Annotated in this window: 26 protein-coding genes; 9 read left to right on the plus strand and 17 right to left on the minus strand. The window is 74.8% G+C overall.

Annotated features, from left to right (window positions below; genetic code table 11):
* Positions 1-146: 146 nt before the first annotated feature.
* The 4 genes from ACPXCB_RS24965 to ACPXCB_RS24980 all read right to left on the minus strand — a co-directional run bounded on the left by ACPXCB_RS24965 (position 147) and on the right by ACPXCB_RS24980 (position 3,906).
* A complete protein-coding gene (locus ACPXCB_RS24965; protein WP_357579800.1) occupies positions 147-593 on the minus strand; it encodes a response regulator in 447 nt (148 codons plus the stop codon).
* Positions 594-663: 70 nt separating this feature from the next.
* A complete protein-coding gene (locus ACPXCB_RS24970; RefSeq protein ID WP_425877945.1) occupies positions 664-1,011 on the minus strand; it encodes an STAS domain-containing protein in 348 nt (115 codons plus the stop codon).
* Between the two features lie 85 nt (positions 1,012-1,096).
* The gene (locus ACPXCB_RS24975; RefSeq protein WP_425877947.1) at positions 1,097-2,149 is read right to left on the minus strand and encodes a cobalamin B12-binding domain-containing protein; all 1,053 of its coding nucleotides are present in this window, start codon (positions 2,147-2,149) and stop codon (positions 1,097-1,099) included.
* Positions 2,146-3,906 carry a PP2C family protein-serine/threonine phosphatase gene (locus ACPXCB_RS24980; protein ID WP_425877949.1) on the minus strand — a complete coding sequence of 587 codons (1,761 nt, stop codon included), beginning with the start codon at positions 3,904-3,906 and terminating at the stop codon, positions 2,146-2,148. Before ACPXCB_RS24980 ends, ACPXCB_RS24975 begins: the two co-directional genes overlap by 4 nt.
* Before the next feature lie 249 nt (positions 3,907-4,155).
* Between ACPXCB_RS24980 and ACPXCB_RS24985 the strand changes: the two genes are divergently transcribed.
* Together ACPXCB_RS24985 and ACPXCB_RS24990 are read left to right on the plus strand one after the other, a co-directional pair.
* The gene (locus ACPXCB_RS24985) at positions 4,156-4,500 is read left to right on the plus strand and encodes an STAS domain-containing protein (RefSeq protein WP_425877987.1); all 345 of its coding nucleotides are present in this window, start codon (positions 4,156-4,158) and stop codon (positions 4,498-4,500) included.
* Positions 4,501-4,557: 57 nt separating this feature from the next.
* Positions 4,558-4,902, plus strand: coding sequence for an STAS domain-containing protein (locus ACPXCB_RS24990; protein ID WP_425877951.1), 345 nt, complete (start codon positions 4,558-4,560; stop codon positions 4,900-4,902).
* Between the two features lie 73 nt (positions 4,903-4,975).
* Here ACPXCB_RS24990 and ACPXCB_RS24995 read toward each other — a convergent pair whose 3' ends face one another.
* A complete protein-coding gene (locus ACPXCB_RS24995) occupies positions 4,976-5,290 on the minus strand; it encodes a hypothetical protein (RefSeq protein WP_151454803.1) in 315 nt (104 codons plus the stop codon).
* A gap of 213 nt (positions 5,291-5,503) precedes the next feature.
* On the opposite strand from ACPXCB_RS24995, the gene ACPXCB_RS25000 reads away from it, so the two are divergent.
* The gene (locus ACPXCB_RS25000; protein WP_425877953.1) at positions 5,504-6,484 is read left to right on the plus strand and encodes a DUF2267 domain-containing protein; all 981 of its coding nucleotides are present in this window, start codon (positions 5,504-5,506) and stop codon (positions 6,482-6,484) included.
* Positions 6,485-6,546: 62 nt separating this feature from the next.
* A complete protein-coding gene (locus ACPXCB_RS25005; protein ID WP_425877954.1) occupies positions 6,547-7,341 on the plus strand; it encodes a spermidine synthase in 795 nt (264 codons plus the stop codon).
* 60 nt (positions 7,342-7,401) lie between these two features.
* On the opposite strand, the gene ACPXCB_RS25010 is transcribed toward ACPXCB_RS25005, so the two are convergent.
* Positions 7,402-8,703, minus strand: coding sequence for an NAD(P)/FAD-dependent oxidoreductase (locus ACPXCB_RS25010; RefSeq protein ID WP_425877956.1), 1,302 nt, complete (start codon positions 8,701-8,703; stop codon positions 7,402-7,404).
* Between the two features lie 51 nt (positions 8,704-8,754).
* The gene (locus ACPXCB_RS25015; protein ID WP_425877958.1) at positions 8,755-10,908 is read right to left on the minus strand and encodes a glycogen debranching N-terminal domain-containing protein; all 2,154 of its coding nucleotides are present in this window, start codon (positions 10,906-10,908) and stop codon (positions 8,755-8,757) included.
* 223 nt (positions 10,909-11,131) lie between these two features.
* On the opposite strand from ACPXCB_RS25015, the gene ACPXCB_RS25020 reads away from it, so the two are divergent.
* Both ACPXCB_RS25020 and ACPXCB_RS25025 read left to right on the plus strand, forming a co-directional pair.
* Entirely contained in the window at positions 11,132-12,217 is a 1,086-nt protein-coding gene (locus ACPXCB_RS25020) for a hypothetical protein (RefSeq protein ID WP_425877959.1), read from the plus strand.
* 132 nt (positions 12,218-12,349) lie between these two features.
* On the plus strand, positions 12,350-12,511 hold the full coding sequence (locus ACPXCB_RS25025) for a hypothetical protein (protein WP_165947859.1): 162 nt from the start codon (positions 12,350-12,352) through the stop codon (positions 12,509-12,511).
* Between the two features lie 234 nt (positions 12,512-12,745).
* On the opposite strand, the gene ACPXCB_RS25030 is transcribed toward ACPXCB_RS25025, so the two are convergent.
* From ACPXCB_RS25030 to ACPXCB_RS25060, 7 genes are all read right to left on the minus strand, one after another.
* A complete protein-coding gene (locus ACPXCB_RS25030) occupies positions 12,746-13,195 on the minus strand; it encodes a hypothetical protein (RefSeq protein ID WP_425877961.1) in 450 nt (149 codons plus the stop codon).
* On the minus strand, positions 13,192-13,485 hold the full coding sequence (locus ACPXCB_RS25035) for a DUF6510 family protein (RefSeq protein ID WP_311410201.1): 294 nt from the start codon (positions 13,483-13,485) through the stop codon (positions 13,192-13,194). The genes ACPXCB_RS25030 and ACPXCB_RS25035 overlap by 4 nt, the downstream gene beginning before the upstream one ends.
* Positions 13,486-13,505: 20 nt before the next feature.
* Positions 13,506-14,240 carry a ferredoxin reductase gene (locus ACPXCB_RS25040; RefSeq protein ID WP_425877963.1) on the minus strand — a complete coding sequence of 245 codons (735 nt, stop codon included), beginning with the start codon at positions 14,238-14,240 and terminating at the stop codon, positions 13,506-13,508.
* Entirely contained in the window at positions 14,237-14,827 is a 591-nt protein-coding gene (locus ACPXCB_RS25045) for a sulfite oxidase-like oxidoreductase (protein ID WP_425877989.1), read from the minus strand. Before ACPXCB_RS25045 ends, ACPXCB_RS25040 begins: the two co-directional genes overlap by 4 nt.
* 79 nt (positions 14,828-14,906) lie before the next feature.
* Complete coding sequence (locus ACPXCB_RS25050) at positions 14,907-15,926, minus strand: TerC/Alx family metal homeostasis membrane protein (protein ID WP_425877965.1); 1,020 nt, start codon at positions 15,924-15,926, stop codon at positions 14,907-14,909.
* A 226-nt stretch (positions 15,927-16,152) separates the two neighbouring features.
* Complete coding sequence (locus tag ACPXCB_RS25055) at positions 16,153-17,142, minus strand: glycosyltransferase family 9 protein (RefSeq protein WP_425877967.1); 990 nt, start codon at positions 17,140-17,142, stop codon at positions 16,153-16,155.
* On the minus strand, positions 17,135-18,313 hold the full coding sequence (locus ACPXCB_RS25060) for a glycosyltransferase family 4 protein (protein ID WP_425877968.1): 1,179 nt from the start codon (positions 18,311-18,313) through the stop codon (positions 17,135-17,137). The genes ACPXCB_RS25055 and ACPXCB_RS25060 overlap by 8 nt, the downstream gene beginning before the upstream one ends.
* 73 nt (positions 18,314-18,386) lie before the next feature.
* On the opposite strand from ACPXCB_RS25060, the gene ACPXCB_RS25065 reads away from it, so the two are divergent.
* Positions 18,387-19,553 carry a CaiB/BaiF CoA transferase family protein gene (locus tag ACPXCB_RS25065; RefSeq protein WP_425877970.1) on the plus strand — a complete coding sequence of 389 codons (1,167 nt, stop codon included), beginning with the start codon at positions 18,387-18,389 and terminating at the stop codon, positions 19,551-19,553.
* An 87-nt stretch (positions 19,554-19,640) separates the two neighbouring features.
* Here the strand turns inward: ACPXCB_RS25065 and ACPXCB_RS25070 are convergent, their stop codons facing one another.
* The gene (locus ACPXCB_RS25070) at positions 19,641-20,051 is read right to left on the minus strand and encodes a DUF2267 domain-containing protein (protein WP_311410195.1); all 411 of its coding nucleotides are present in this window, start codon (positions 20,049-20,051) and stop codon (positions 19,641-19,643) included.
* Positions 20,052-20,205: 154 nt separating this feature from the next.
* On the opposite strand from ACPXCB_RS25070, the gene ACPXCB_RS25075 reads away from it, so the two are divergent.
* On the plus strand, positions 20,206-20,478 hold the full coding sequence (locus tag ACPXCB_RS25075; protein WP_357579784.1) for a DUF2795 domain-containing protein: 273 nt from the start codon (positions 20,206-20,208) through the stop codon (positions 20,476-20,478).
* 140 nt (positions 20,479-20,618) lie between these two features.
* On the plus strand, positions 20,619-21,272 hold the full coding sequence (locus ACPXCB_RS25080; RefSeq protein ID WP_425877972.1) for a DUF1345 domain-containing protein: 654 nt from the start codon (positions 20,619-20,621) through the stop codon (positions 21,270-21,272).
* A gap of 261 nt (positions 21,273-21,533) precedes the next feature.
* Here ACPXCB_RS25080 and ACPXCB_RS25085 read toward each other — a convergent pair whose 3' ends face one another.
* Together ACPXCB_RS25085 and ACPXCB_RS25090 are read right to left on the minus strand one after the other, a co-directional pair.
* The gene (locus ACPXCB_RS25085; RefSeq protein WP_425877973.1) at positions 21,534-22,199 is read right to left on the minus strand and encodes a hypothetical protein; all 666 of its coding nucleotides are present in this window, start codon (positions 22,197-22,199) and stop codon (positions 21,534-21,536) included.
* Positions 22,200-22,241: 42 nt separating this feature from the next.
* A complete protein-coding gene (locus tag ACPXCB_RS25090) occupies positions 22,242-23,213 on the minus strand; it encodes a pirin family protein (protein ID WP_425877975.1) in 972 nt (323 codons plus the stop codon).
* Positions 23,214-23,704 lie beyond the last annotated feature (491 nt).

Consider the following 23,704-nt stretch of genomic DNA (forward strand, 5'->3'; position numbering starts at 1 on the left):
TTTCCTTCCCCACCCTGGATCCTCGGCGCTGGGGGCGGCAGCGGAGGGGCTTCGGGAAAAATGTTCACCATGCGGACGCCCGCAACACGGGCGCGTCCCGGGGTGCCGGCGCGCGACCCGGCGGGGCCGATCCGCCCGGAGGCGCCTCAGGAGCGCTTCGGGAGCACGACCACCCGGCCGAAGAACTCGTCGATCCGGCGCACCACGTCGTTGAAGTCGTCCAGGTCGATCGGCTTGGTGACGTAGGCGTTGGCCTGGAGCGTGTAGCTGCCCACGATGTCCGTGTCGGCGTTGGAGGTGGTCAGCACGACGATCGGGATCGTACGCAGGTCCTCGTCGCTCTTGACCTCGCCGAGCACCTGGCGCCCGTCCATCCGGGGCATGTTCAGGTCGAGCAGGATGACGTCCGGCCGCCGGGCGTCGGTGTGCCGCCCCTCGCGGCGCAGGAACTCCATCGCCTCCTGGCCGTCGCTGACCACGTCGATGACCTTGTCGACGTCGGAGTCGGCGAGGGCCTCCTCGATCATCAACACGTCGCCCGGGTCGTCGTCCACCACCAGGATGCGAACCGGACTCGGAGTGTCTGCACCCATCACTACCTGCTTCGGGTCGGTGGAACGGAGAATCGTGAGGCGCTCTGTGCCGGCGGGGAAATCTAGCCCATCAACTGGCGGACCGCGCCGTCGGGTCGGCCCTGCCGGACTCGTGTCTCAGCACCTCGGCCAGCCCTGTCACCTGGAGCACGCGGTCGACCCGGCCGGTGGCGCCGGTGACCCGCAGCCACCCGCCGTCGGCGGCGACCCGGTTGTCGCCCCGGACGAAGGCGGCGATCCCGGTGGAGTCGCAGAAGGTGAGCTCCGTCAGGTCCACCAGCAGGCGGCGCTCGCCGGCGCCGATCAGCCGGTCGATGGCGGCGTTGAGCTCGGGCGCGGTGCTCAGGTCGAGTTCGCCGGCCAGCCGCAGGCGCGTCGCCCCGCCGTCGCGGTCGGCGTACGTGACCGTGAACGTCACCCCTGGACCCCCTCGCTTGACCGCAGGCGGATGCTTGCAGTGTGGCAAGTATAAGCAGGGGCACCCGACACGGCCGCACCGGCGCTCATCGCGCCCCGGAGTCGCCCATCCTGGCCAGGGACGACCGCGCCGCCCCGAGGAACCGCGCGGCCCGGGGAAAGTCGCGCAGGACCCGCCCGTAGTGTTCCAGAGTCGACTCCAGGGCGGGGGCCGGCACACCCCGACTGGTGAGGATCTCGACCAGCCAGTCGACGAACTCGGTGAACAGCGAGCCGTCGTCGACGTAGAGCGCGGCGGCCAGGAAGTCCACGATGTAGCCCAGGTCGCTGACGGTGGAGTCCAGCTGGCTGGGCGTGTAGTCGCGCGTCCCCGGGTCGTGTTCCCGCAGGTCCGCCAGCGCGCCGTCGATCAGCTCGCCGCGCCGCTTGACCAGGCTGGTGTACTCGTCGTCGGCCAGGTGGCTCAACTCCGCCGGCGGGACGCGGCGCAACGCGCGCTCGTCGGCGACCAGGTTCGCGGCGGTCGGGGCGTCGGGCGCCCAGGCGACGCCGAGCCGCCGGGCCCAGCGTCCGTCCGCGCCGAATCCCCGGCCCCCCACCACCACCGGTACGTCCACGCGCCGGCACGCCTCGATCATGCGGTGCGCGTGTGGCAGGCGCATCGGCAGCGCACAGGCGAGCGCGACCGCGTGGGCGTCGTGCCGGTGCAGGTACGACACCAGATGCGGGGCGGGGACGCTCGCGCCGAGGAAGGTGACCTGCCAGCCCCGTAGCCGCAGCACCTCGGCGACCAGCCGGGGCGGCAGGGCGTGCCACTCGCCGTCCATGCAGGCCACCACCACCCGACCCCGCGTCGGACGCGGGTTCGCGTACGCGGCCACCGCCGCCACCACCCGCTCGCTGATGTGCGTCGCGGCGTGCTCCTGGGCGACGCTCCACTCGTTGCGCGCCCACCGCTCCCCCACCTCGGCCTGCGCCGGGGCGACCAGGTCGAGCAGGACGCGCTCGGCGGGCACGCCGGCCTCGAGCAGGCCGGTGGCCACCTCGATGGCGGCGTACTCGTCCGCCTCCTGGAGGCAGTCCAGGTATCCGGGCCAGGCGCCTGCCGGGGTGGCCCCGGCGGTCGGGGCGACGGTCACGGTCGGGTCTCCCTCGTCTCGGCGGTGCCGCTCGCGTCGGGCACCGCGTGCAGGTGCCTGGCCGTACGCCCGCCCGGGCCGGTCGCGCGCAGCGCGAGCACGGCGATGTCGTCGTGGTCGCCGTGGGCCAACCAGTCGCAGGTCACCTGCTCGACGCGCTCGGCCAGGGCGGGCGCGGGCATCCGCTGGCAGCCGGTCACCGCGTGCACCAGCCGCTCCGTGCCGAACTGCTCGTTGCCGCGGCGGCCCCCGCGCGCCTCGGTCACCCCGTCGCTGTAGAGCAGGCAGGTCTCGCCCGGCTCCAGCCGGACGGTCACCTCCCCGATCCGGGGATCGGGGACCACGCCGACCAGCATGCCCGACAGCGGGACCGGCTCGACCTCGCCGGAGCCGCGCAGCACCAGCGGCGGCAGATGACCGCCGCCGGCCAGGGTCAGGGTCAGGCCCCCCTCGCGGTGCGCGCGGACCACTCCCAGGACCATGGTCGCGAAACGTCCCTGCCCCTGCGCCTGGCTGGTCTCCAGCAGCGCGTCGTTCAGCAGCTTCAGCAGGCGCCCCGGCTGCGACTCGACCCGGTGCAGCGCCTGAAGGCACTGACGCAGCTGGCCGGTGAAGACCGCCGCCTCGACGCCCTTGCCGGAGACGTCGCCCAGGAAGAACACGGAACCGCCGTCGGCCAGCCGGTGCGAGCCGTAGAAGTCGCCACCGATGCGCAACCCGGCCTGGGCCGGCCGGTAGGCGGTGCCCCACTGCACCCCGGTCGCCTCGGCCGGCTCCACCGGCACCAGGCTCGCCTGGAGCGTGTCGGCGACCTCGGCCTGGTCGCGGTAGAGCAGCGCGGTGGTCAGCGCCGCCCCCGCCCGGGCCGCGAAGGCACGGGCCAGGTCCACGTCGGCCTCGTCGTACCAGCGCTCGACGCGCCGCGCGACCAGCAGCACGCCGGCCGGGGCGTCGCGACCGGGCAGCGGCACCACCCGTACGCAGGCCTCCGCCGCGGTCAGCCCGGGCAGCCAGCCGGCCTCCACGGCCTGCTCCGCCAGCCAGTCGACGGTGTGCGGTTCCCCGCCGTCCAGCCCCTCGGTGATCGCCGCGGGCAGGTCGACGGCGGGCAGGACGCCGCTGTCCACCACCGGGGCGTCGTCGTCGCTGCGGGCGGCCCGCCACCAGCGCGCCCGACCGGAACGGGGTGCCAGCACCAGCACCGCCACCTCGGCCAGCGTCGGCACGGCGAGACGGACCACCGCCGCGGCGGCCCGGTCCGGATGCAGGGGATTGCCGAGCTTCTCGCCGACGACCGCCAGGAACGCCGAGCGGGCCCGCTCGGCGAGCAGGGCGTCGGCGCGGGTGACGCTCTCGGTGACGTCCTCGACGTACCAGCAGCAGCGGGCGGCCGACAGCGGCACCCGGCGCGCGCGCAGCCGGCGGCCGCGGTGGGTGAACTCGCCGTCGGCGGTCAGCCCTGGAAGGTTGGCCGCAGCGAGCAGCTCGCCCGGGGTGACCTCGGGCAGCAGCCGCTCGGCCACCGGGCTGACGTGCCGGACGACGCCTTGCGCGTCGCAGACGACGAGACCCTCGCGGAAGTGCTCGACGACCTCGGACCAGTCGGGTGCCGCGTGCTCCCGGTCGGCCGCCAGTGCGGGGAGCGCGGAGGAAGGGCGTGCCGGGGCGCCGACGGACCGCGCCGTGGCCCGTGCGGCACTCGGTGTGGAGACCCGCCCGTCGCCGGGATCTGAGTCCCGGACGTCCGCAGCAGTCACCGGCTGAGCCCCACTCCTTGTCGACACCCGCACCACCGGGAGGCAGCACAGGTGGTCAGATCTCTCGCACCACCCTACGCCGGTGTGCCGCGAACGCCACCCGACGCCGGTCGTGCGGCCGGCGCTCGGTGCCCGGCGGGACCTGCGGCGCGTTGTTACGATCCCCTCACCCCCGCCCCCTCGGCGGCCTGCGAAAGGGCGTGATCGGTGCTGTCTTGTCGGAGCCAACCCGAGGCGACTCCGTTGAGCATGACCGTCGACCGGTCGGATCCCGCCGCACCGCTCATTCGGGTCGGGGGCGACCTCGCCTACACGACCGCCGGGCCGCTGCGCGCCGAGGTCGACCGGATGCTCGCCAGCGCCCCGCCGGCCCTCGTCCTCGACTTCACCGACCTGCTCTTCATCGACAGCACCGGCCTGGGGGTGATCGTGCACGCGTGGCGCGAGGGGCAGCAGTGCGGCACCGCCCTCCGGCTGCACGCCGTGCCCCGGTTCCTGGCGACGATCCTCGACATGACCGGCGTCACCGGCCTGCTCGCCCGGCCGCTCGGCGAGGGCCTGGCAGCGGCGGAGGGCGCCGCCGGCACGGCCTGACGCGCTCCGCCCGGCCCCCCGGTTTGCACCCGGGCCCGCGGCTGGGAACATGGGCGCATGGCCGCTCAGCTGTTGACCATCGAGGTGACCCGGCTCGACGCCGGGCGTGCCCGGCTCCGGCTGTCCGGTGAGCTGGACTTCGACACCGCCCCGGAGCTCGTCAACGCCGCCGCCGAGCTGCGCCGGGACGGCTACCAGGAGCTCCTGTTCGACCTGAGCGGGGTCAGCCTGTGCGACTCGTCCGGGCTCAGCGCGTTCCTGACCGCCCATCACGACGGCACGGGCGCGGTCCGACTCACCGGGGTCGGTTCCCAGCTCCAGCAGTTGCTCGACCGCACCGGCCTGACCGAGCTGCTCGCGGTGGAACGCGGCAGCGACGGCGCCGCCCGCCGGGCGGGCTGAGGCCGACCGGGCTCCGCTCGGGCGGGGGGTGGCCCCCGACCCTGGGACCAGGGGCCGGGGGCCGGAGTGAGGATCAGGGTGCGGTGAGCGGTTGCAGCCGGGGCCCGGTGGTCCGCCGCTGCCCCGTCGTCGGCGGCTCGGCGTCCTCCGGCGGCCCCGAATCGGGAGTCTGGAAGAGATAGCGGACGAACACCCCACCCGCCTCGTTGTCGTCCGCCCCGGGCCACTGCCCGATGCAGTCCACCCCGACCACCTCACGCCCCGAGCCGTCGCCCTCCTCCAGCAGGGCCCACAGGCTGACGGGGTAGCAGCGGGTGTCCTCGGGCGAGAGGCGCCAGCGGGCGTACCAGCCGGGTCGGGCGGGAACGATCTCGACGATCCTCTTCATCACGACCTGTCCTTCCGCGTTCTCGGAAGTTCTCCGGTCCGCTGCGATCGTCGGCTCCCGCCGGGTGACGGCCCCTCACCCCCGCCGGATGAAGCTGTCGCGCCGCCCACCCGGGCGTCGCCGGCCCGGCCGTCGGCGTCCGTTTCGGTGCCGGTACCGGCGGGAAGGCGACCGGCGGAAGCGAGGGAACACCAGCGGAAGCGAGGTGTCACCATGCGCAAGCAGATGGAGGGCGACAACCAACGTCGCCGCGCGCTGGCCCGCCAGGCGCGGGAGCGCGGCATGCAGGCCAGCGAGACGGGGGCCAGCCTGAGCGCCTCCAAGCAGCTCACCCACCTGGAGCAGGGCAAGCGCGCCGGTCCGCCGCCGGCCGGCAGCCGCCACAAGCCGGACAGCACGCGGGGTGGGCCGGCGCCGCCACCGGCGGGCGTCCCGGAGTCCCCGCGCCCCCTGCCCGACCGGGGCTCGGGTACGCCGGAAGGGACTCCGCTGGGCTACCACGCGCTGGTCGACGACGTCGTCCGCCGTACCGGCGCCGACTTCCGGACCGCCAAGGTGGGCGTCGAGTCGACCGTGCTGGTCCTGGCCTTCGCCCTCGGCGAGGCGGAACGCCGGCGGCTGCTGGCGGCGGTGCCGACGAAGCTGCACGACGTCCTCCCCGTGGACGGCATCCGGCGACGCCCGGACCTGCCCGGCTTCCTGGCCGAGGTGGGCCGGATCAGCGGCCGTACCCCGGAGCAGGCCCGCTACCAGGCGGAGGCGACCGTGGCGGCGCTGGCCGACCACGACGGCGACCTGATCGAGTCGCTGCACGTGCCGGACGGCCTGCGTGACCTGCTGGAGCCGCCGTCCGTCGGTGGCGGGGTGGTCGGCGCGGTCAGCGCGACGCCCCCGCTGAGCGACACCGACCTGCGGGAGGCACTCGGCGCGCTGCCCTACTGGTCCGGCGACGGCGAGGCGCTGTCCCGCACGCTGGAGCTGCCGGCGGACAACCTGGACCGGGTGCTGGACCGGATCGACCGGCTGCGCCAGGAGACCGGTCGCGGCCCGCGCATCGGCCGCCCCGACCCGGGCACCGCCGTGCTGACCGTACGGTCCCGGCAGGCCGGCGCGGTGACCGCGATGGACGTGGACCTCGCCCACGCCGTCGACGACGCGATCGACGAGGCGGGCGCCGGGATGGCGACCGGCTGACCGGCACACGGGCCGGCGGACGTCCACCCGCCGGCCCGCCCCGGCTCGGCTAGCCTGCCGGGGTGGCCCCCTCCGACGCGCCCCCGCTGGAGCTGGTCGTCGACCCGGCCCGCCCCACCGGGCGTACGCTCCTCGCCGCCGGCGTGGAGCAGTCCTACGTGGACGTGGCCGACCCCCGGCACCTGCACTTCGAGTACGTGCGGCGGATGGCTGCCGTGGCCGACCTGGCGGCGCCGCCCGGCCGGCCGCTGGCCGTGCTGCACCTGGGCGGCGGCGCGCTGACCCTGCCCCGCTACGTGGCCGCCACCCGGCCCGGCTCACCGCAACTGGTCGTGGAACGCGATCGGGCCGTGGTCGACCTGGTGGCGCGGGAACTGCCCGCGCTGCCCGCTGGCGTCGACGTGCGGGTGGCCGACGCCCGGGACGCGGTGGGCCGGGCGCCCGCGGCCGGCTACGACCTGGTGCTCGCCGACATCTACCGGGCGGCGCGGATGCCCGCCCACGTGCGCAGCGTCGAGTTCGTCACCGAGGTGGCCCGGGCGCTGCGCCCCGACGGCGTGCTCCTGGTCAACGTGACCGACCTGCCGCCGCTGGTCTTCGCCCGCGTCCAGGCGGCCACCCTGCGGGCGGTCTTCGCCGACGTCTGCCTGGTCGCCGACCGCCGGATGCTGCGCGGGCGGCGGTACGGCAACGTGGTGTTCGCCGCCGCGCTGCGCCCCGGGCGGCTGCCGGTGGCCCGGTTGTCCGCCCGGGCCGCACGGGATCCGGTGCCCGGCGGGGTGCTGCACGGGGCGGCCCTGGACGCGTTCGTCGCCGGCGCCCGTCCCGTCACGGACGCCGCCCTCGCCCCCGGCTGAGGCGACCCGCCCCGGGAGCGGAACGTGGCGGCGATCGCCGCGAGCGCACCGGGCGGGCGGTCAGCGCGCCCGGACGGCCACCTCCGGTGAGGAGCTCTCCAGCGGCACGGCGTTGGCCGGGACCAGGCCGAGCTGCACGGCCGGGCGCGGCAGCGCGGCGTCGAGCATCCAGTCGGCGCCCACCCGGGCCCGGTTGCCCGGCATCGCCAGCAGGTGGTAGCCGCGGGTGACCGCCTTGGCGGGCAGTCCGGACAGCGACACCTTCAACGGGTTCGCCGCCGCGTCCTTGCCGCCCAGGTCGACCACCCAGCCCAGGTCGTGGTGCTTGTACGGCTTGCGTCGCCCCTGCCCGTAGGAGGCGGCGATGTTGTGTGCGGCCAGCTTGCCCTGCCGCTGCGCGTGCTGCGCCGTCATGGTGCAGATCTGCCCGGGCCGGGCCAGGTCGGGCACGGCGGCGGCGTCACCGCAGGCGTACACCTCGGGGAAGCCGGGGACGGTGAGGTACTCGTCGACGACCAGGCGGCCCTTCTCGGTGCGCAGTCCCAGCTCGGCGACGAACGGGTCGGGGCGCACGCCGACGCACCAGACCAGGGTGCAGGTGGGCACGTAGTCGCCGTCGGTGAGGGTGACCCCGTCGGCGGTGGCCACGGCCACCGAGGTGCCCATCCGCACGTCCACGCCGCGGCGGCGCAGCACGCGGTCGGCGGTCTCCGACATCCGCTGGTCCAGCTCCGGCAGCACGCGGGGCGCGACGTCGAGCAGCATCCACTTCGGGCGGATCTTGAGTCGGGGGCGCTGGGAGACCAGCTCGTCGGTGAAGAGTTGGCCGTGCGCGGCGACCTCGGTTCCGGTGTAGCCGGCGCCGACGACCACGAACGTGGCGCGCGCCTGCTGCTCGGCCGGGTCGTCGGTCTGCTCGGCCAGCTCGATCTGCCGGATCACGTGGTCGTGCAGGTAGAGGGCCTCGGGCAGGCCCCGGAAGCCGTGGGCGTACTCGGTCACACCGGGGATCGGCAGCAGCTTGTTGACGCTGCCGACGGCCAGCACCAGCCGGTCGTACGCGATCCGGTTGCGGTCCCCCTCCGGCTGGGTGAAGCCGACCCAGCGGTTCTGCAGGTCCACGTGGTCGGCCTCGCCGATGAGCACCCGCACCCCGTCGAGCGTCCCGGTCAGCGGCACGGAGATCCGTCGGGGCTCGACCACGCCGGCGGCCACCTCGGGCAGCAGCGGCAGGTAGAGGAAGTAGTCGGTGGAGTTCAGCAGCACGATCTCGGCCCGGCCCCGGGCCAGCCGGCTCAACGTCTTCGCCGCGTGGTAACCGGCGAACCCGGCCCCCACGATCACCACACGAGGTTTCGTCATTGCCGCCCCGTTCCCACCCCGGGGCGGGGCAAACGTGGCGAGTCGGACGATTCAGCACTCGGCCAGCCGGACGTGCCCGGTCTGCCCGACCGCCTCCACCTCCCAGCAGCGCCCGAACGCCCGCACCCGCTCGGCGGCGATCCGCCCGATCTCGTGCGGGATGTCGGGGTCGAGGACCAGCCGGCCGTCCACCGGGTTCAGGTTGAGCATCGCCCGGACGAAGGCCAGCGGCGCGCCGGCGGCCCACGCCTGCGGGCTGCACGCGGTCGGGTACGGGATCGCGAAGAGCAGCCGCTCCCGGGGGAACCCGCTCATCGCCTCCGGCAGCCGGTGACCGAACTGCTCGGCCGCCTCCAGCAGGGCAAGGCTGACCCGGTTCGCCTCCGCCCGGTAGCCGTAGCGGGCCATGCCGAGCGCCGCCAGCGAGTTGTCGTGCGGCCAGACGGTGCCCAGGTAGTAGCCGAGGGCGTTGTAGAGCCGCTCGTCCCAGGAAAGCGTGCGGATCCCCCAGCCGGAGAACATGTCGCCGCCCATCAGCTGCCGCACCACCGTGCCAGCCCGCTCCGGCGGCACGATCCCGCTCCACAGCAGGTGCCCCATGTTGGAGGTCTTCGAGTCGATCGGGTTCTTGTCGCCGTCCAGCCCGACCGCGTAGAAGCCGCCCCGGTCGTCGATCCAGAAGTCGCGGTTGAAGCGCTCGTACAGCGCCTCGGCGTCGGCGCGCAGCCGGCGGGCCAGGTCGGGGTCGGCGAGCGGCCCGTCGGCCAGCTCGGCCAGGCGCAGCTTCGCGTCGTACGTGTAGCCCTGCAGGTCGCTGGTGGCGATCGGCAGCACGGGGATACGCCCGTCGGCGAAGCAGACGCCGTCCGGGGAGTCGCGCCAGCACTGGTTGCCCAGCCCTTCCGGGGAGCGCGTCGCGTACTCGACGTAGCCGTCGTCGTCGCGGTCGCCGTACCGGTCGATCCAGTGCAGCGCGGCGAGCGCGTTGTCACGCAGGAAGCGCACGGTCTCGTCGTCGCCGGTCCACCGCCAGTACTCCGACAGCAGGACCAGCCAGAGCTGGGTGGCGTCGGCAGAGCCGTAGTACGGCCCGTACGGCTTCACTCCCGTGCGGGTCAGCTCGCCGCTGCGCACCTCGTGCAGGATCTTGCCGGGCTCCTCGTCGGTGAAGTCGTCGCACTTCTCGCCCTGCAACCGGGCCAGCGCGAGCAGCGCGCCCTTGGCCAGGGCCGGGCCCGCGACCAGCGTCTGGTACGCGGTGATGAGGGTGTCGCGGCCGAAGACGGAGAGGAACCAGGGCAGGCCGGCGCCGGGGAGCATGATGCGCTGTCCCTTGACCTCCAGGTCGAGGCGCAGCGCCGCCAGGTCGTCGCGGGTCTGCGCAAGCGTCCGCGCCAACGCCTGGTTGTCGCTGCGCAGCACCGCCCGCCCGAGGGCCCAGCGGCGCACCGGGTCGTCGGCGCGGCGGTGGAAAACGTCGGCGATGTCGCCCCGGACCGGCTCCACCACCCCCATTCCCGGTGGCAGCGGCACGTGCAGGTCGACGTACCACTCCTCCCGTCTGTGCAGGGTGATGTCCCAGACGAGGTCGTCGCCCTCGACCCGGTCCGCCGGCCGGGAGCAGCAGACCCGGGTCTCGGCGGCGAAGTCTCCCCGGGCGTACGTGAAGCACAGTTCCGAGCCGTCCTGCGCGTGGTGGCGAGTGATCTCGGCGGAGCGGTCCCGAACCCCGGACTTGACCTCGAACAGGTCGGCGAAGTCGACGCCCACGGCCAGCCGCAGCTCCAACCGGACCGGTTCCGGCCGGAAGGACACCATCTCCACCCGCTCGTGGAAGCCGTCGCCGACGTACCGCAGCCGCCGCATGCCCAGGCTGTCCGGCGGCAGGCCGGATTGGGCCGGGTTGGTCAGCACGTACTGGGCCGAGTAGTGGTCGATGGTCTCGGCGCGCAACACCAGCAGCTGCTCGCCGTTGACGGTGAGCACCCAGCCGCTGAGCAGCCGGGTGTCCAGGTGCACCAGCCCGCCGATGCTGCCGGGCGGCACGTCCCCGCGGGAGTCGGAGTACATGAAGGTCGGACCGCTGAGCACGGCGATGGAGTCCGGGCCGAGCTCGGGCGGCATCGCCCGCTGGTCGCCGCTCTCCCCGGCGGTGGCCCGCAGGCCGGGTGTGGGGTCGGCGGGGGTCGGACGGACGACAGCCATGCCTCCACGGTAGGAAGACCGTCGCTGTCCGTCATCACCCGCTCCGGGTGAAGCGGCGCGGACCGGTCGCGGCGGACGCCGCGTACGACCACGGCCGACGGGCCCGAGGCCGGGTGCCGACAGCGGCGGACTTGCGACACGCGACTGTGCGGTTGCCGACAGTGACGGCCAGCGTGGCGGCGCACGCTGCTTGCCGACCCGACCTTCGTCATCAGGAGGAAAGATGCGACTCCGTTCGCTCGCCGCCGCCGCGCTGACCGCCGTGCTGGCCGCCGGCGCGCTCGCGCCGGCCGGCCCGGCCGTGGCGGCCACCGCCGACCGATGGGGCTTCGCCTACGTCAAGGACCCGACCGTGCCGGCCTGGACGGTGCTCGACACCACCCGGCAGTGGGGCAGTTGGAAGACCGCCTTCCCCGCTGCCTGGGCGCAGGGCGCGAAGGTCGCCCCCGGCCGGTTCCTGGTGCGTTTCCCGCAGGTCGCCTCCGGCGCCCGGGGCGTGCCGCACGTGACCCCGGTCAACCGCACCGGCCACTACTGCGAGGTCGTCCGCTGGTACTCCTCCGGCGCGGACCAGATCGTCGACGTGCAGTGCCACAAGCCGGGCGGGGACCGCGACGACACCCCGTTCACCGTCCTGTGGACCACCAGCAGCGGCGTGCTGCCGGCGGGCACCGCCCACGCGTACGTCCAGCAGGCCGGCGGGGCGCTGGTCCAGTCGTACAACTCGACGGGGGCGGCGAACGGCATCGGACCGCTGGGGGTCGGCCAGTGGGCGGTGAAGCTGCCGGGCGTCGGGCTCGCCGGGGCGCTGGCCGGTGACGTGCAGGTCACCGCGGTCCAGCCGAACGCGGCACCGCGCCGCTGCAAGATCGACAGCTGGTCCTTCTCCGGCGTCGACGTGGCCGCGAACGTGTCCTGCTTCGACCAGGCCGGGGCGCCGGCGGCCACCGACTTCGCCCTGTCGTACCACCGTCGGCGGCCGGTGATCGGTTCGCTCGCCCCGCCGTCGCGCTTCGGCTACCTGGGCACCGCGGTGGGCGGGCCGACCAACGACAACTCGGTGCTCGGCGTCGGCGCCAACACCGTCGCGGCGATCGCCCCGGCCGGCCGCTACCTGGCGAAGTTCCCGCAGCTCGGAGTCGCGGAGACGCACGCCCAGGTGGTGGCGCAGGGGGCCGGTTCGAACTACTGCCACCTGACCCAGCCCTGGTCCACCGCGCTCGACGTCGAGGTGGACGTGATCTGCTTCGACAACGCCGGGGTGGTCACCCCGCACCGGTTCCTGGCGACCTTCACCTCCCGCGTCTGACGCGACACGGCCGCCTTTCGCCTCCGCAGCCGATCGGCTGCGCCGGATCACCCGGGGCGGGTGGGTTCACCTCACCCGCCCCGGCGGCACGGTGGTGCTCCACCGTTACCCGAGCGACGGGAGGACAGCGCCATGAGCACACCGATGTCGAACGACCGGCGGCAGCCGATCTACCTGCGGCAGAGCGGTCGCCCGCAGCTCACGGCCCGGCAGCGCCGGCGCGTCGAGCACAAGCAGGGGCGGTTCGTACGCCTCGACGGCCAGCGGCCCGAGGCACGCCGGCCCGGGCGCTGACCCGGTGGCCGGTGGCGGTCGTGACGTGCCGCCACCGGCCTATTCGCCGGCGGGACACGGGGCGGTGATCGCCCACCGTTCGTGATCGCGCCACGCCCCGTCGATGAACTCGGCCTCGTCGGCCGGCCGGGGCCGACGGATGGCGGCCGGACCCGTGGTACGCAGAGACCTCACGGCAGACCACTGTCGCCGTGCGCGCCGCCCTTGTCCAGCGAGTCGCGGGCGCCCCGGCCCTCACGGACCGGCCGGCTGGTCCGCCCCGTCGTCGACCCGCTCCAGCGTGTAGTGGATGGTCTGGGCGACGATCCAGCCCTCTTCGATGAGGAACGAGTCCGCCCCGTCGCAGACCCGTACGCCCTCGATCCGCGCCGTCCACTCCAGGAACGCCACCCGGCCCTCGACCATCCGGTTCGTGTACACGTAGCGGGCGCCGGGCAGCTCCTCCTCCAGCAGGCGCGCCAACTCCCCGACGCCCTCGTGCCCGCGGAACACGCCGCGCCGTTCCAGGACCACGCACGACGGCGACACGTTGCGCGCCAGATCCTCGGCGAACCGGTGCTCGGCGGCCAGCCGCAGGTGGTCGTCGAACACCTCCGACGCCGACCGCGCCCGCAGGTCCTCGCCCACCGCCGGACCCCCGTCCGACCCGGCCGCCGCTGCCGCGTCGCCCTCCCCCGCCGTCACAGCGGACCCGGGTACGGCTGCTCCGGCGGCATCGGCACCCGCAGGAAGGTGGCCCCGCGCAGGTCCAGCCAGGCGTGCCCGGGCGAGCGGACCAGCCGCAGCATCACCTCGGCGCAGTTCGGGCAGCGGCCGACGAGGCCGGGGGCGTGCGGGTAGACCCGCAGGCCGGCCAGCGGGCCCAGCATGCGGCAGTGCTCGCACCGCCCGGCGGCGGTGCTCAGGTCGACGGCGAACAGCTCCCGCAGCGGGCCGTCGAGCATGTTGCCGTCCAGGTACGACGTGTCGGTCATCGGGCGCTCCTCCTCGACGCTCAGCCGGTGGGGCCGAACCGTTCGGTCTTCACCCGCCGGCTCTGGTGGCCGAGCCCGACGAGCAGGTCCGCCACCGTCTCCACGAAGCCGGTCGGCCCGCAGACGTAGCAGAGCGGCTCCAGCTCGGGCGGCCAGCCGTGGCTGTTCACGTCGGCCAGCCCGATCCGGTGCGGCTCGCCCCGCCAGTCCTGCGGCGCCTCGCGGGTGTACACGTACGCGACGTCCAGGCCCAGGTCGTCGCGGACCCGGCGGCGCAGCTCGTCGGCGTAGAACACGTCGGCCGGGGTGCGCACCGAGTAGAGCAGCCGGAACGGCACCCGGCTGCCGGCGGCGCGGCGGGCGCGCACCATCGCCATCAGCGGCACGACGCCCGACCCGCCGGCCACCAGCAGCACCGGGACGGTCTCCTCCGGCCGCCAGACGAACCAGCCGCCGACCGGGCCGCGCACCTCCACCGGGTCGCCCTCGGCGTAGACGTCGATCAGGTACGGCGACACCTCGCCGTCGGGCACCCGCTGCACGGTCAGCGCGATCCGGTCGGCCTCGGCCGGGCCGGCCAGCGAGTACGACCGGGCCGCCTGGTAGCCGTCGGGGGCGGTCAGCCGCACGTCGACGTGCTGCCCGGGCAGGTGCCCCGGCCAGCCGGGCGCCTCCAGCACCAGCGTGTGCGCGGTGGGCGTCTCCACCCGGCGTTCGCACAGCCGGGCCACCCGCCAGCGCAGCGGGGCGGTCAATCGCCCTGGTACCGCTGCTCACGCCACGGGTCCCCGTAGTCGTGGTAGCCGGCGGTCTCCCAGAATCCGGGCTGGTCCTCCGCGGTGAGCCGGATGCCGCGCACCCACTTGGCGGACTTCCAGAAGTAGAGGTGCGGCACGAGCAGCCGGGCCGGGCCGCCGTGCTCGGCCGGCAGCGGGCCGCCGTCGTAGCGGTGCGCGATCCAGGCCCGTCCGCCGCGCAGGTCGGCCAGCGGCAGGTTCGTGGTGTAGCCGCCGTACGAGTGGGCCTGCGCGTACTGGGCGCCGGTGTCGACGCCCGCCAGCAGGGTGTCCAGGGAGACCCCCTGCCAGTCGGTGTCCCGCTTCGACCAGCGGGTGACGCAGTGGATGTCCACCGCCGGGGTCTCCTGGGGCAGCGCCATCAGCTCGTCCCAGCTCCAGCGGAACTCGGCGCCGGACTCGGTGGAGATGACGAACTCCCAGGTCTCCAGCGGCACCCTCGGCGTCGGGCCGGCGGAGAGCACCGGGAAGTCCTGCGTCAGGTACTGCCCCGGCGGCAGGGCCGGCTCCGCGGAGCGGGGCCGGCCCTGGAAGCCCGGTGACACGATTCCCACCCGTCAGTCGTACCACCCGGGGTGGGTGGCGAGGCGCGGTCGGCGGATCCGCACCGCGACGGGTGACGCCTCAGTTCCGCTCGACCACGATCTCCTTCTCGCCCCGGCCGGCCTTGCTGGTGGCCCGCAGGCTGGTGAGGGTCACGATCACCAGGACGCCGATGATGACGCCCAGGGAGGCGAGGGTCGGGATCTCCGGCACGCCCGGCCAGATGCCGTGCGCCCAGTGCAGGCCGAGCTTGACGCCGATGAACGCCAGGATGATCGCCAGGCCGTAGCTGAGGTGCACCAGCCGGCTGAGCGCGGCGTGCAGCACGAAGTAGAGCGCCCGCAGCCCCAGCAGGGCGAACGCGTTGGTGGCGAAGACCAGGTACGGGTCCTCGGTGATGCCGTAGACGGCGGGCACCGAGTCGACGGCGAAGACGATGTCCGTGGCGAGCAGCGCCGTCACCACGAGGGCGAACGGGGTGAGCGTACGCCGACCGGCGATGCGCACGACCATCTTCGGGCCGTGGTAGTCCTCGGTGACCGGCATGAACTTGCGCAGCAGCCGCACCGAACGCATCTTGCTGATGTCGACTTCCTGCTCGTGCCCGGTGACGGCGTCGCGCAGCAGCTTCGCCGCCGTGAGCAGCAGGATGATCGCGAAGAGCAGGAAGGCGAAGTCCAGGGTCTGCAGCGCCGCCGCGCCGATGGCGATGAACACCGCGCGCAGCAGGAGCGCGCCGGTGATGCCGTAGAGCAGGGCCCGCTGGGCCAGCTCGGCCGGCACCGCGAACGCGGCCAGCAGCAGCATGAAGACGAACAGGTTGTCGACCGAGAGGGACTTCTCCACCAGGTAACCGGTGAGGTACTCCACGCCCTGGTTGGAGCCGAAGCGGGCCCAGATCCAGGCGCCGAAGGCCAGCGGAAGGGCGATGTAGAAGGCGGACCAGCCCAGTGCCTCCCGCATCGACACCTCGTGCGGCTTCCGGGTGACCAGGAAGTCCAGCACCAGCAGGGCGATCACGGCGGCGATGGTGACGCCCCACAGCGTGGGGGTGCCCACCGACTGGAGATTGGTGGCAGCAAGATATGGCAAATCGGACATGGAGCCTCCTCGAACACCCTGTCATGTTCGAGGTCTCCTTCACCCACTTTTCGTGGGCAGCCACCCGAGGCGTGCTCCGGGCACGCCGTACTGACCGGGATGGCTCGTGGGAAGTACTCCCCTCGTCGCGACAAGGTTAGGGCAGGCCCGTGGGCTCGGCAAACGGGGCACGCCAGATCACGCGCGCAGGGCGTGATCTGGAGCGTCGAGGGGCTTTCGTCCCAGCTCAGCGGGTGGTGACGGCGGCGAGCACGGCCGCCACGTCGAGGTCGGCCATGCACGCCGGGCCGGCCGCGTCGAGCGGGCAGCGCGCCTCCCACCAGCACGGCTGTTCGGTGATGGCGGTGGGACGCCGGTACCCGCAGCCGGGCAGGCCCTGCAGGTCGGTGCCGCCCATCCCGTACCGCCGGGCGTCGGTGGGGCCGAACAGCGCCACCGTCGCGGCGCCGGTCGCGGCGGCGAGACGCACCGGCCCGGTGTCCGGCCCGACCACCACCCCGCCGCGCCGGCCCACGGCCGCGAGCTGCCCGGCGAGGGTGGGCAGGTCGGCTCGGGGCAGCGGCACCCCGACCGGCGCGGCGGGGTCGACCGGGCCGACGGTGAGCACCGGGTGTCCGCGCCGGGTCAGGGCGCCGGCCAGCCCCCGCCAGTGCCGCTCCGGCCAGCGCTTGACCGCCATCCCGGCGTCGGTGACGAGCACCACCGGCGGCGCGAGGGGCTCCCCCACCAGCCGGGCCACGGCCCGCTCGCCCGCGCGTCGGGCCTCGTCGCCCAGGTGGACCCGGGGCCGGGCGGCCCGGTCGGCCGCGCCGAGCAGCCCCTCGGCGCAGAGGATCTCCAGGTAGCGGTCGCCGACCGACTGTGCCGGCGGCGGAGCGCGCCACAGGTTCGTCACGGCCCGCCCGGCGCCGGCCTCGAGCAGGTCGGGGATGCCGTCGTAGCGGGTGGTGGCGACCGCCAGGTCCGGCCGGCGGGCCGCGAGCGCCTCGACGACCGCCTCCCGCTCGGCGCCCGGCCGGCCGTGCCGGGGGGTGCGCACCTCGGCGACCGCCGGGTCGGCGCGCACCAGGTCCGCCCCGGGCTCGTGGGTGAGCACCCGCAGCCGCGCGCCGGGGTTGCGGCGGGCCAGGCCGTGCACCGCCGGCAGCAGCATCAGCAGGTCGCCGATCCCGCCGAGCAGGTCGACGACCAGGATGTCCGCGTACCGCTCAGGCATCCGCGCGCCCCAGGGTCCGGGCGTAGAGGTCACGGTGCGCGGCGGCCACCCTCGGCCAGGAGTACGCGGCGGCGAAGGCCCGCCCGCGCTCGGCGAGCCGGCGGCGCAGCACCGGATCGGCGAGCAGCCGGCCGACGGTACGCGCGATCGCCGCGCTGTCCCGGCGGGCGCCGATCACCGCCACCGCGCCGCTGCGGTGCGGCCCGTCGTCGCCGCCGTCGGACCGCGTCACCGCGGTCGGCACGCCGTGCGCGAGCGCGGCGAGCAGGGCGCCGCTCTTCGTGCTCACCCCCGTGGTGAACGGCAGCACCGCCACGTCGGCGGCGTGCAGCGCGGCGGAGACCCGGTCGGCGGGCAGGTGCCCCGTGAACGTCACCGCGTCGGCCACCCCGCACCGGTGGGCCAGCCCGGTCAGCTCGGCGCGGAACGCCCGCGCCTCCCGCTCGGGCAGCGCCTGCGAGGTGAACCCGCCGACCACCAGCAGCCGCAGGTCCGGATGGTTTCGGCGCAGCTCCGGCAGCGCCTCGATCAGGTACCGCAGTCCCTTCACCGGGTGCACGAAACCGAAGAAGGCCAGCAGCGGCGCGCCCTCGGGCAGGCCCAGCTCCACCCGCAGGCGCAGCCCCGCGGTGGACGCGCCGACGCGGTCGACGACGTTCGGCGCGATCGGGATGTGGGTGGCCCGCCGGCCGGTACGCGCGTGGACCACGTCGCCGTGGCCGGGATTGGTGACGATCACGGCCGCGCTGCCCGGCACCAGCCGGCCGGACTCCCGGTCCCAGCAGCGGGCCCGCTCCAGCGCCGACCAGAGCCGGGTCGGCAGCCAGCCGGGGCAGGCCCACCAGCCGTACTCGTGCAGGGTGGTGACCAGCGGCACCCGCCGGGGCAGCCGCCACGGCAGCAGTCCGGGCTGCCCCGAGAACCGGTACGCCGACGGGGCGAACTGCACGTGCACCACGTCGGGGGCCAGCTCGCGGACCCGGCGGGCGGCCCGGGCGGTGGCGGCCCGCCAGCGTTCCCGGTCGGCGTCGGGGCGCACCGGCACCGGGGTCACCTCGACACCGACGCCGTGGAGCGCCTCGACCAGGTGCGTCACGTAGTCGCTGACGCCGTCGGCGTCGGGCCGACCGGGACCGTGCAGCATGGCCACCCTGATCCGGTCGTCGACCACGCCACCTCCCGCTTCTCGGCGGGCGGGTTCCCGGCCCCTTACGACGCAAACGCGCCTCGCCTATGGTGTGCCGATGACCGAGGATGTCCCGGCCGGCCCGCTGGCCGGCGTGCGGGTGATCGAGCTGGCCGGCATCGGTCCCGGCCCGTTCGCCGCGATGATGCTGGCCGACCTGGGCGCGGACGTGGTCCGGGTGGACCGGGCCACGGACGTCGACCCGGACGCCTTCGGCACCCCGCACCCGGACCTGCTCAACCGGGGACGCCGCTCGATCGGGGTCGACCTGAAGTCCCCCGGCGGCCGGGAGGTGGTGCTGGCCCTGGTCGCCGACGCCGACGCGCTCATCGAGGGGTTCCGCCCGGGGGTCACCGAGCGCCTCGGTGTCGGCCCGGCGGACTGCCTCGCGGCGAACCCCCGCCTGGTGTACGGGCGGATGACCGGCTGGGGACAGGACGGTCCGGCGGCGCCGTACGCGGGGCACGACATCGACTACCTCGCGTTGACGGGCGCGCTGCACGGGATCGGCCGGGCCGGCGAGCGCCCGGTGCCGCCGATGAACCTGCTCGGCGACTTCGGCGGCGGCGGGATGATGCTCGCCCTCGGCCTGGTCTCCGCCCTGTACGCGGTGCGCGGCGGTGCACGGGGCCAGGTGGTCGACGCGGCCATCGTCGACGGCGTGGCGGTGCTCAGCACCCAGATCCACGCCCTGCGCCGGCTCGGCATGTGGCAGGACGCGCGCGGGGTGAACCTGCTCGACGGTGGCGCTCCCTTCTACGACACCTACGAGTGCGCCGACGGCCGGTATCTGGCGGTCGGCGCACTGGAGCCACGCTTCTACGACGAGCTCGTCCGGCGTACCGGCTTCCCGCTGGCGCCGGACGAGGCGCTGGACCGCACCGACCCGGCGAACTGGCCGACGCTGCGCCGGTCGTGGGCGCGGCTGTTCCGCACCCGGACCAGGGACGAGTGGACGGCGCTGCTGGGCTCCTCGGACGCCTGCGTGGCGCCGGTGCTGGACTGGCGGGAGGCGCCGGAGCACCCGCACCTGGCCGCGCGGGGCACCTTCGTGGAGCGGGACGGGGTCACCCAGCCAGCCCCGGCGCCCCGTTTCTCGGGCACTCCCACCGCGCTGCGCCGCCCCCCGCCCCAGCCGGGCGAGCACACCGACGAACTGCTGGCCGGGGTGGGCTTCGCCCCGGAGCGGGTCGCCGCCCTACGCGCCGCCGGCGCCGTCGCCTGAGGCGACGCACCACCACGGCGGACGGCACCGCGCGGCCGGCACCACCGCCCCGTCGTCCCGGCCGGCATCGCCGGGCGGGCGGCACGGTCAGGAGCGGCGCAGGGTGGCGCCCGGCGCCATCGCGGGCTCGACCATGTCCCGGAAGTCGCGCGGGAGTTGCACCACCACGTCGTCGAACTCGCCGCCGCTGATCGCCTCGCGCAGGGTGACGAAGACCGCCCGGGCGGCGTCGCGCGCCGCCGGCTCGGTCACGCCGGCCCGCACGGCGACACGGGCGACGAACTCGGCCGCGCCGAACCGCTCCGCCGACTCGGTACCCGGGCTCGGCTTCAACACGAGCTGCAACGGCTTGGGCAGCTGGGCCGCCAGGTCCAGCACCTCCCCGCCGGTCAGCCGCTCGGCGAGGGTCTCCAGCGTCGCCCGGGTCAGCGTCACCGCCTGCTCCGAGGAGGTACGGGTGCGCTGGGCGACCTGGTCGACGAAGGTGTCGTAGTTCATCCGGGCTCCTTCAGGCTGCGTCGGGGCCTGCGCGTACCCGCCAACGCGGCCGGGAAACGACGGGGATTTCCGCGCGGGACGGCGCGTGACGGCCCGCCGGGCGGGTAACCGCCGCCGGTCGTGACCGGATCGATGCCCCGGAGGAGCCGACACCATGGCGAGTTACGCCGACGTGCTGCAGTACCTGTCGAGCCTGGACTACCCGGCCGAGAAGGACGACGTGGTACGCCAGGCCGAACGGGAGGGCGCCCCGCCGGACGTGCTGCGCGCGTTGCGGGCCCTGCCGCCGGTCGACTACGCCAACGGCAACGAGGTGGCCCGTTCCGCGGGCATCGAGGCGGCCCCTGAGGTCGACTCCGCGCAGCGGGCGGCGCAGGCCCGGGACAAGCGGCACCAGCGCGTGTCGCAGCACCTGCGCGGCATCTGACCCTTGCTGTCGCGGGCCGACGACGCGCCCGGGCCGGGCACAACCACGCCGGCCACGTCCGGGCCGGGCACGCCGGGCACGCCGGGTGCGTCCGGGCCGGAGCGTGGTGCCCGCGCCGGGCGGGCCCGCGCCGGTGACGGATGACGACGCGCGGGCCGGTCGGGCACACCCCGGCCGCGGTCCAGCTCACCGTGATGGGCGCGATCGGCCTGGTGGTCGGCGGGCTCACCGCGCTGGCCGTCACGCCGGCGCTGGCGCCGCTGGCCGGCTGGGACGCCGCGGCGCTGAGCTGGCTGGTGCTGGTCTGGCGCAAGCTGTGGCCGATGGACGCGCCGGGGACGGCCCGACTGGCGGTGCACGAGGACCCGAACCGGGCGGCGCGTGACGCGCTGCTGCTCGCCGCCTGCCTGGCCAGCCTGCTGGCCGTCGGCGTCGTGGTGACCAGCGCGCACGGGGCGCCCGCCACGCCCGCCCGCGACGTCTACGGCGGGCTGGGCGTGCTGAGCGTGCTGCTGTCCTGGCTGGTGGTGCACACCGTGTTCGCCGCCCGGTACGCGCGGATCTACTACACGGGGCCCGACGGTGGGATCGACTTCAACCAGTCGGAGCCGCCCCGCTACTCGGACTTCGCCTACCTGGCGATCACGGTCGGAATGACCTTCCAGGTCTCCGACACGTCACTGACCAGCAACGAGATGCGCCGGACGGTCCTGCGACACTCGATGGTGTCGTACCTGTTCGGGGCGTTCATCATCGCGGTCACGGTGAACCTGCTGGCCGGTCTGGCGAGATGAGCCGGCATCCGCGTGGATTGGGCCGACGCCCGGCGGAGTGCGGGAGTTGCCGGACAGGCGGGCGCCCCTGTCGCGAACCGCGACCGGGGCGCCACACAGAACCTGTCCGGTGGCCGGTCGGGCCCGAACCGGGCCGCGACCACCAGGCGGTCGATGCACGCCCGAACCGGGCGGTCATCAGTGCCGCGACCATCATACGATGAAACATCACCCGTTCGGACGATTACGATGGAAGTGTGGGCCAGCCCACCCACCACCGCGTCAGGCGGCCAACTCCGCGTACCGCTTCTCCAGGTCGACCCGGGCCAACGCCCCGACCAGCCAGGCCAGGCGCTCTGACTCCCCGCTGCCGGCCAGGCCCGCCAGGTCGTCGGCGGAACGGCCCAGTCCCAGCCGACGGGCCGCGACGAGCGCCCTCCGGTCGGCCACCGGCGCCACCTCGCGCCACAGCGCCTGGGCCTCGCGCAGGAACAGGTCGACCACCGTGGCGTCCACCCCGGGCAGCTCGGTGAGCAGTTCCCGCTCCCGGGCCGGGTCGTGGTGGGCCACCGCGCGCAGGCGGCGCAGGTCGCCCCGGTAGCGCTCCACCACTGCGCGCGCCAGGTCGCCGAGCGTGTCGGCGAGCGCGTCGACGTCGCCGCGCTGGCCGCTGTCGCGAAGCACGCGTACCCGGTCACCGTGCAGGGAACGGGCCAGCCGGGCGGCGCTGTCCCAGCCTGCGGCGGGCAGGGCGTGCGCGCTGTCCACTGCCCGCCGGAAGTCACCCCGGCGGGCCAGCAGCACAGCGAGGCAGAGCACCTGGAACAGGCTCGACGGGTTGTTGACGACCCGGAAGCCGTACTGCTCGGCGAAGCCGCGCCCACTGCCGGCGAGCCGGCGTACCAGGCGTTTCCTGTCCTCGACAAGGGAAGGGGAGATGGTCGGCATGCCGGCGACTACCCGCGCCGGGCCCGGCCACGCCTACCTGCCTCAGCCGTGCAGCCCGCCGCTGCGGTCGCGCGCCTTGAGGCGGGTGGTCGGCAGTGCCGGGGCGGGCAACGGCGGGGCGGGATCGTCGGCGACGACGCCGAAACGCCGCCCGGCCATCCAGTCTTCCCGGGCGGCGGCCACCTCCTCGTGCGAGCGGCCGACGAAGTTCCACCACATCACCAGCGGCTCCTCGAACGGGGCCCCGCCGAGCAGCAGCAGCCGGCTCCCCGGCGTGCCCGTCAGGGTGAGCCGCTCCCGACCGGTGCCCAGGTAGAGCAGCGCCCCCGGGGTGAACGGCACCCCGTCGACCTCGGCGGCGCCGGACATGGCCAGCAGCCCGTACTCGAAGTCAGGCCGCAGCGGCAGCGTGGCCGGCGCGGATCCCTGCAGCTCCACCTGCGCGCCGAGCAGCGGGGTGTACGTCAGGGCCGGGGACCGCTCACCCGCGAGCTCGCCGACCAGCAGGGTGACGTCCAGTTCACCGTCGCGCCAGCGCGGCAGGTCGGCGTGGTGGGCGAAGTCGGCGGCCCCGGCGCGGGCCGGATCCGGCAGCGCCACCCAGAGCTGCACGCCGTGCATCAGCGGCGGATGCCGCTCGGGCGACCGCTCCGAATGCGCGATGCCGTGCCCCGAGGTCATCACGTTGAGCTGGCCTGGGCGGATCGGTTGGACGTTGCCCAGGCTGTCGCGGTGCAGGATCTCCCCGTCGAGCAGCCAGGTCACGGTCTGCAGGCCGGTGTGCGGATGCGGCGGCACCTCCATGCCGGGCCGCTCGGCCACGTCGTCCGGGCCGAAGTGGTCCACGAAGCACCAGGCGCCGACCATCCGCCGCTGCCGCTGCGGAAGCAGCCGACGAACGGTCGTGTAGCGCCCCAGCGGCACGTCGTGGCCCGGCAGCAGGACGCTGCCGGGATCGGCGGTCGCCACGCCGGGTGGTCGGGTCTCCGCGGGCATCTTCTCGGTACGCTCCACCGCCCGACTGTACGCCCGGCCAGGCCACGAACCCGTCGGCCTCCCCACCGCTCAGTCGACTCCGCCGGGAGTCGCCCACCGGACCTCCGAACCTCACCCACCGGAGTTCGCCCGCGCGACGACCACCGAGTTCCGGGCGTAGCCCACCACGGCGTTCGCCGGGCGACGCCAACCGAAAGCCCCGGGCCATCGCCGGGCGACGCCCACGGATTTTCGGGCGGCGTGCACCGGGGGTGCCCCGACCGAGCCGGACGTCGGAGTCTGCCCGTCACCGTTCGCACCGCGCCCCGGAGGGCGTCAGCGACGTCGAGGTGTCCGGGGACCTCCGGACGTGCGTCTGGCCGGCACCCCGGTTGCGGGTGCCGGCCAGCGGCGGTCGGCTACTGCTGTCAGCTGTTCCAGTGCTCGGTGACAAGGTCGGCGGCCTGCTGCTCCCACTGGGCGTAGTGGTCCGGGTACGCCGACACCTGCACCGTCTGCGCGGCCTTCGT

Origin of the sequence: Micromonospora sp. DT62 (assembly GCF_049847285.1) — a bacterium.
Taxonomy (GTDB): domain Bacteria; phylum Actinomycetota; class Actinomycetes; order Mycobacteriales; family Micromonosporaceae; genus Micromonospora; species Micromonospora reichwaldensis.

Bases quoted from the DNA above. Each gene is read 5' to 3' on its own strand.
- ACPXCB_RS25065 (WP_425877970.1), top strand. From the start codon at position 18,387: ATGACCGAGGATGTCCCGGCCGGCCCGCTGGCCGGCGTGCGGGTGATC.
- ACPXCB_RS25055 (WP_425877967.1), bottom strand. From the start codon at position 17,142: ATGCCTGAGCGGTACGCGGACATCCTGGTCGTCGACCTGCTCGGCGGG.
- ACPXCB_RS25035 (WP_311410201.1), bottom strand. From the start codon at position 13,485: ATGACCGACACGTCGTACCTGGACGGCAACATGCTCGACGGCCCGCTG.
- ACPXCB_RS25015 (WP_425877958.1), bottom strand. From the start codon at position 10,908: ATGGCTGTCGTCCGTCCGACCCCCGCCGACCCCACACCCGGCCTGCGG.
- ACPXCB_RS25080 (WP_425877972.1), top strand. From the start codon at position 20,619: ATGACGACGCGCGGGCCGGTCGGGCACACCCCGGCCGCGGTCCAGCTC.
- ACPXCB_RS24990 (WP_425877951.1), top strand. From the start codon at position 4,558: ATGGCCGCTCAGCTGTTGACCATCGAGGTGACCCGGCTCGACGCCGGG.
- ACPXCB_RS25050 (WP_425877965.1), bottom strand. From the start codon at position 15,926: ATGTCCGATTTGCCATATCTTGCTGCCACCAATCTCCAGTCGGTGGGC.
- ACPXCB_RS25075 (WP_357579784.1), top strand. From the start codon at position 20,206: ATGGCGAGTTACGCCGACGTGCTGCAGTACCTGTCGAGCCTGGACTAC.
- ACPXCB_RS24965 (WP_357579800.1), bottom strand. From the start codon at position 593: ATGGGTGCAGACACTCCGAGTCCGGTTCGCATCCTGGTGGTGGACGAC.
- ACPXCB_RS25010 (WP_425877956.1), bottom strand. From the start codon at position 8,703: ATGACGAAACCTCGTGTGGTGATCGTGGGGGCCGGGTTCGCCGGTTAC.
- ACPXCB_RS25070 (WP_311410195.1), bottom strand. From the start codon at position 20,051: ATGAACTACGACACCTTCGTCGACCAGGTCGCCCAGCGCACCCGTACC.
- ACPXCB_RS25000 (WP_425877953.1), top strand. From the start codon at position 5,504: ATGCGCAAGCAGATGGAGGGCGACAACCAACGTCGCCGCGCGCTGGCC.
- ACPXCB_RS25020 (WP_425877959.1), top strand. From the start codon at position 11,132: ATGCGACTCCGTTCGCTCGCCGCCGCCGCGCTGACCGCCGTGCTGGCC.
- ACPXCB_RS25025 (WP_165947859.1), top strand. From the start codon at position 12,350: ATGAGCACACCGATGTCGAACGACCGGCGGCAGCCGATCTACCTGCGG.
- ACPXCB_RS25085 (WP_425877973.1), bottom strand. From the start codon at position 22,199: ATGCCGACCATCTCCCCTTCCCTTGTCGAGGACAGGAAACGCCTGGTA.
- ACPXCB_RS24985 (WP_425877987.1), top strand. From the start codon at position 4,156: ATGACCGTCGACCGGTCGGATCCCGCCGCACCGCTCATTCGGGTCGGG.
- ACPXCB_RS24995 (WP_151454803.1), bottom strand. From the start codon at position 5,290: ATGAAGAGGATCGTCGAGATCGTTCCCGCCCGACCCGGCTGGTACGCC.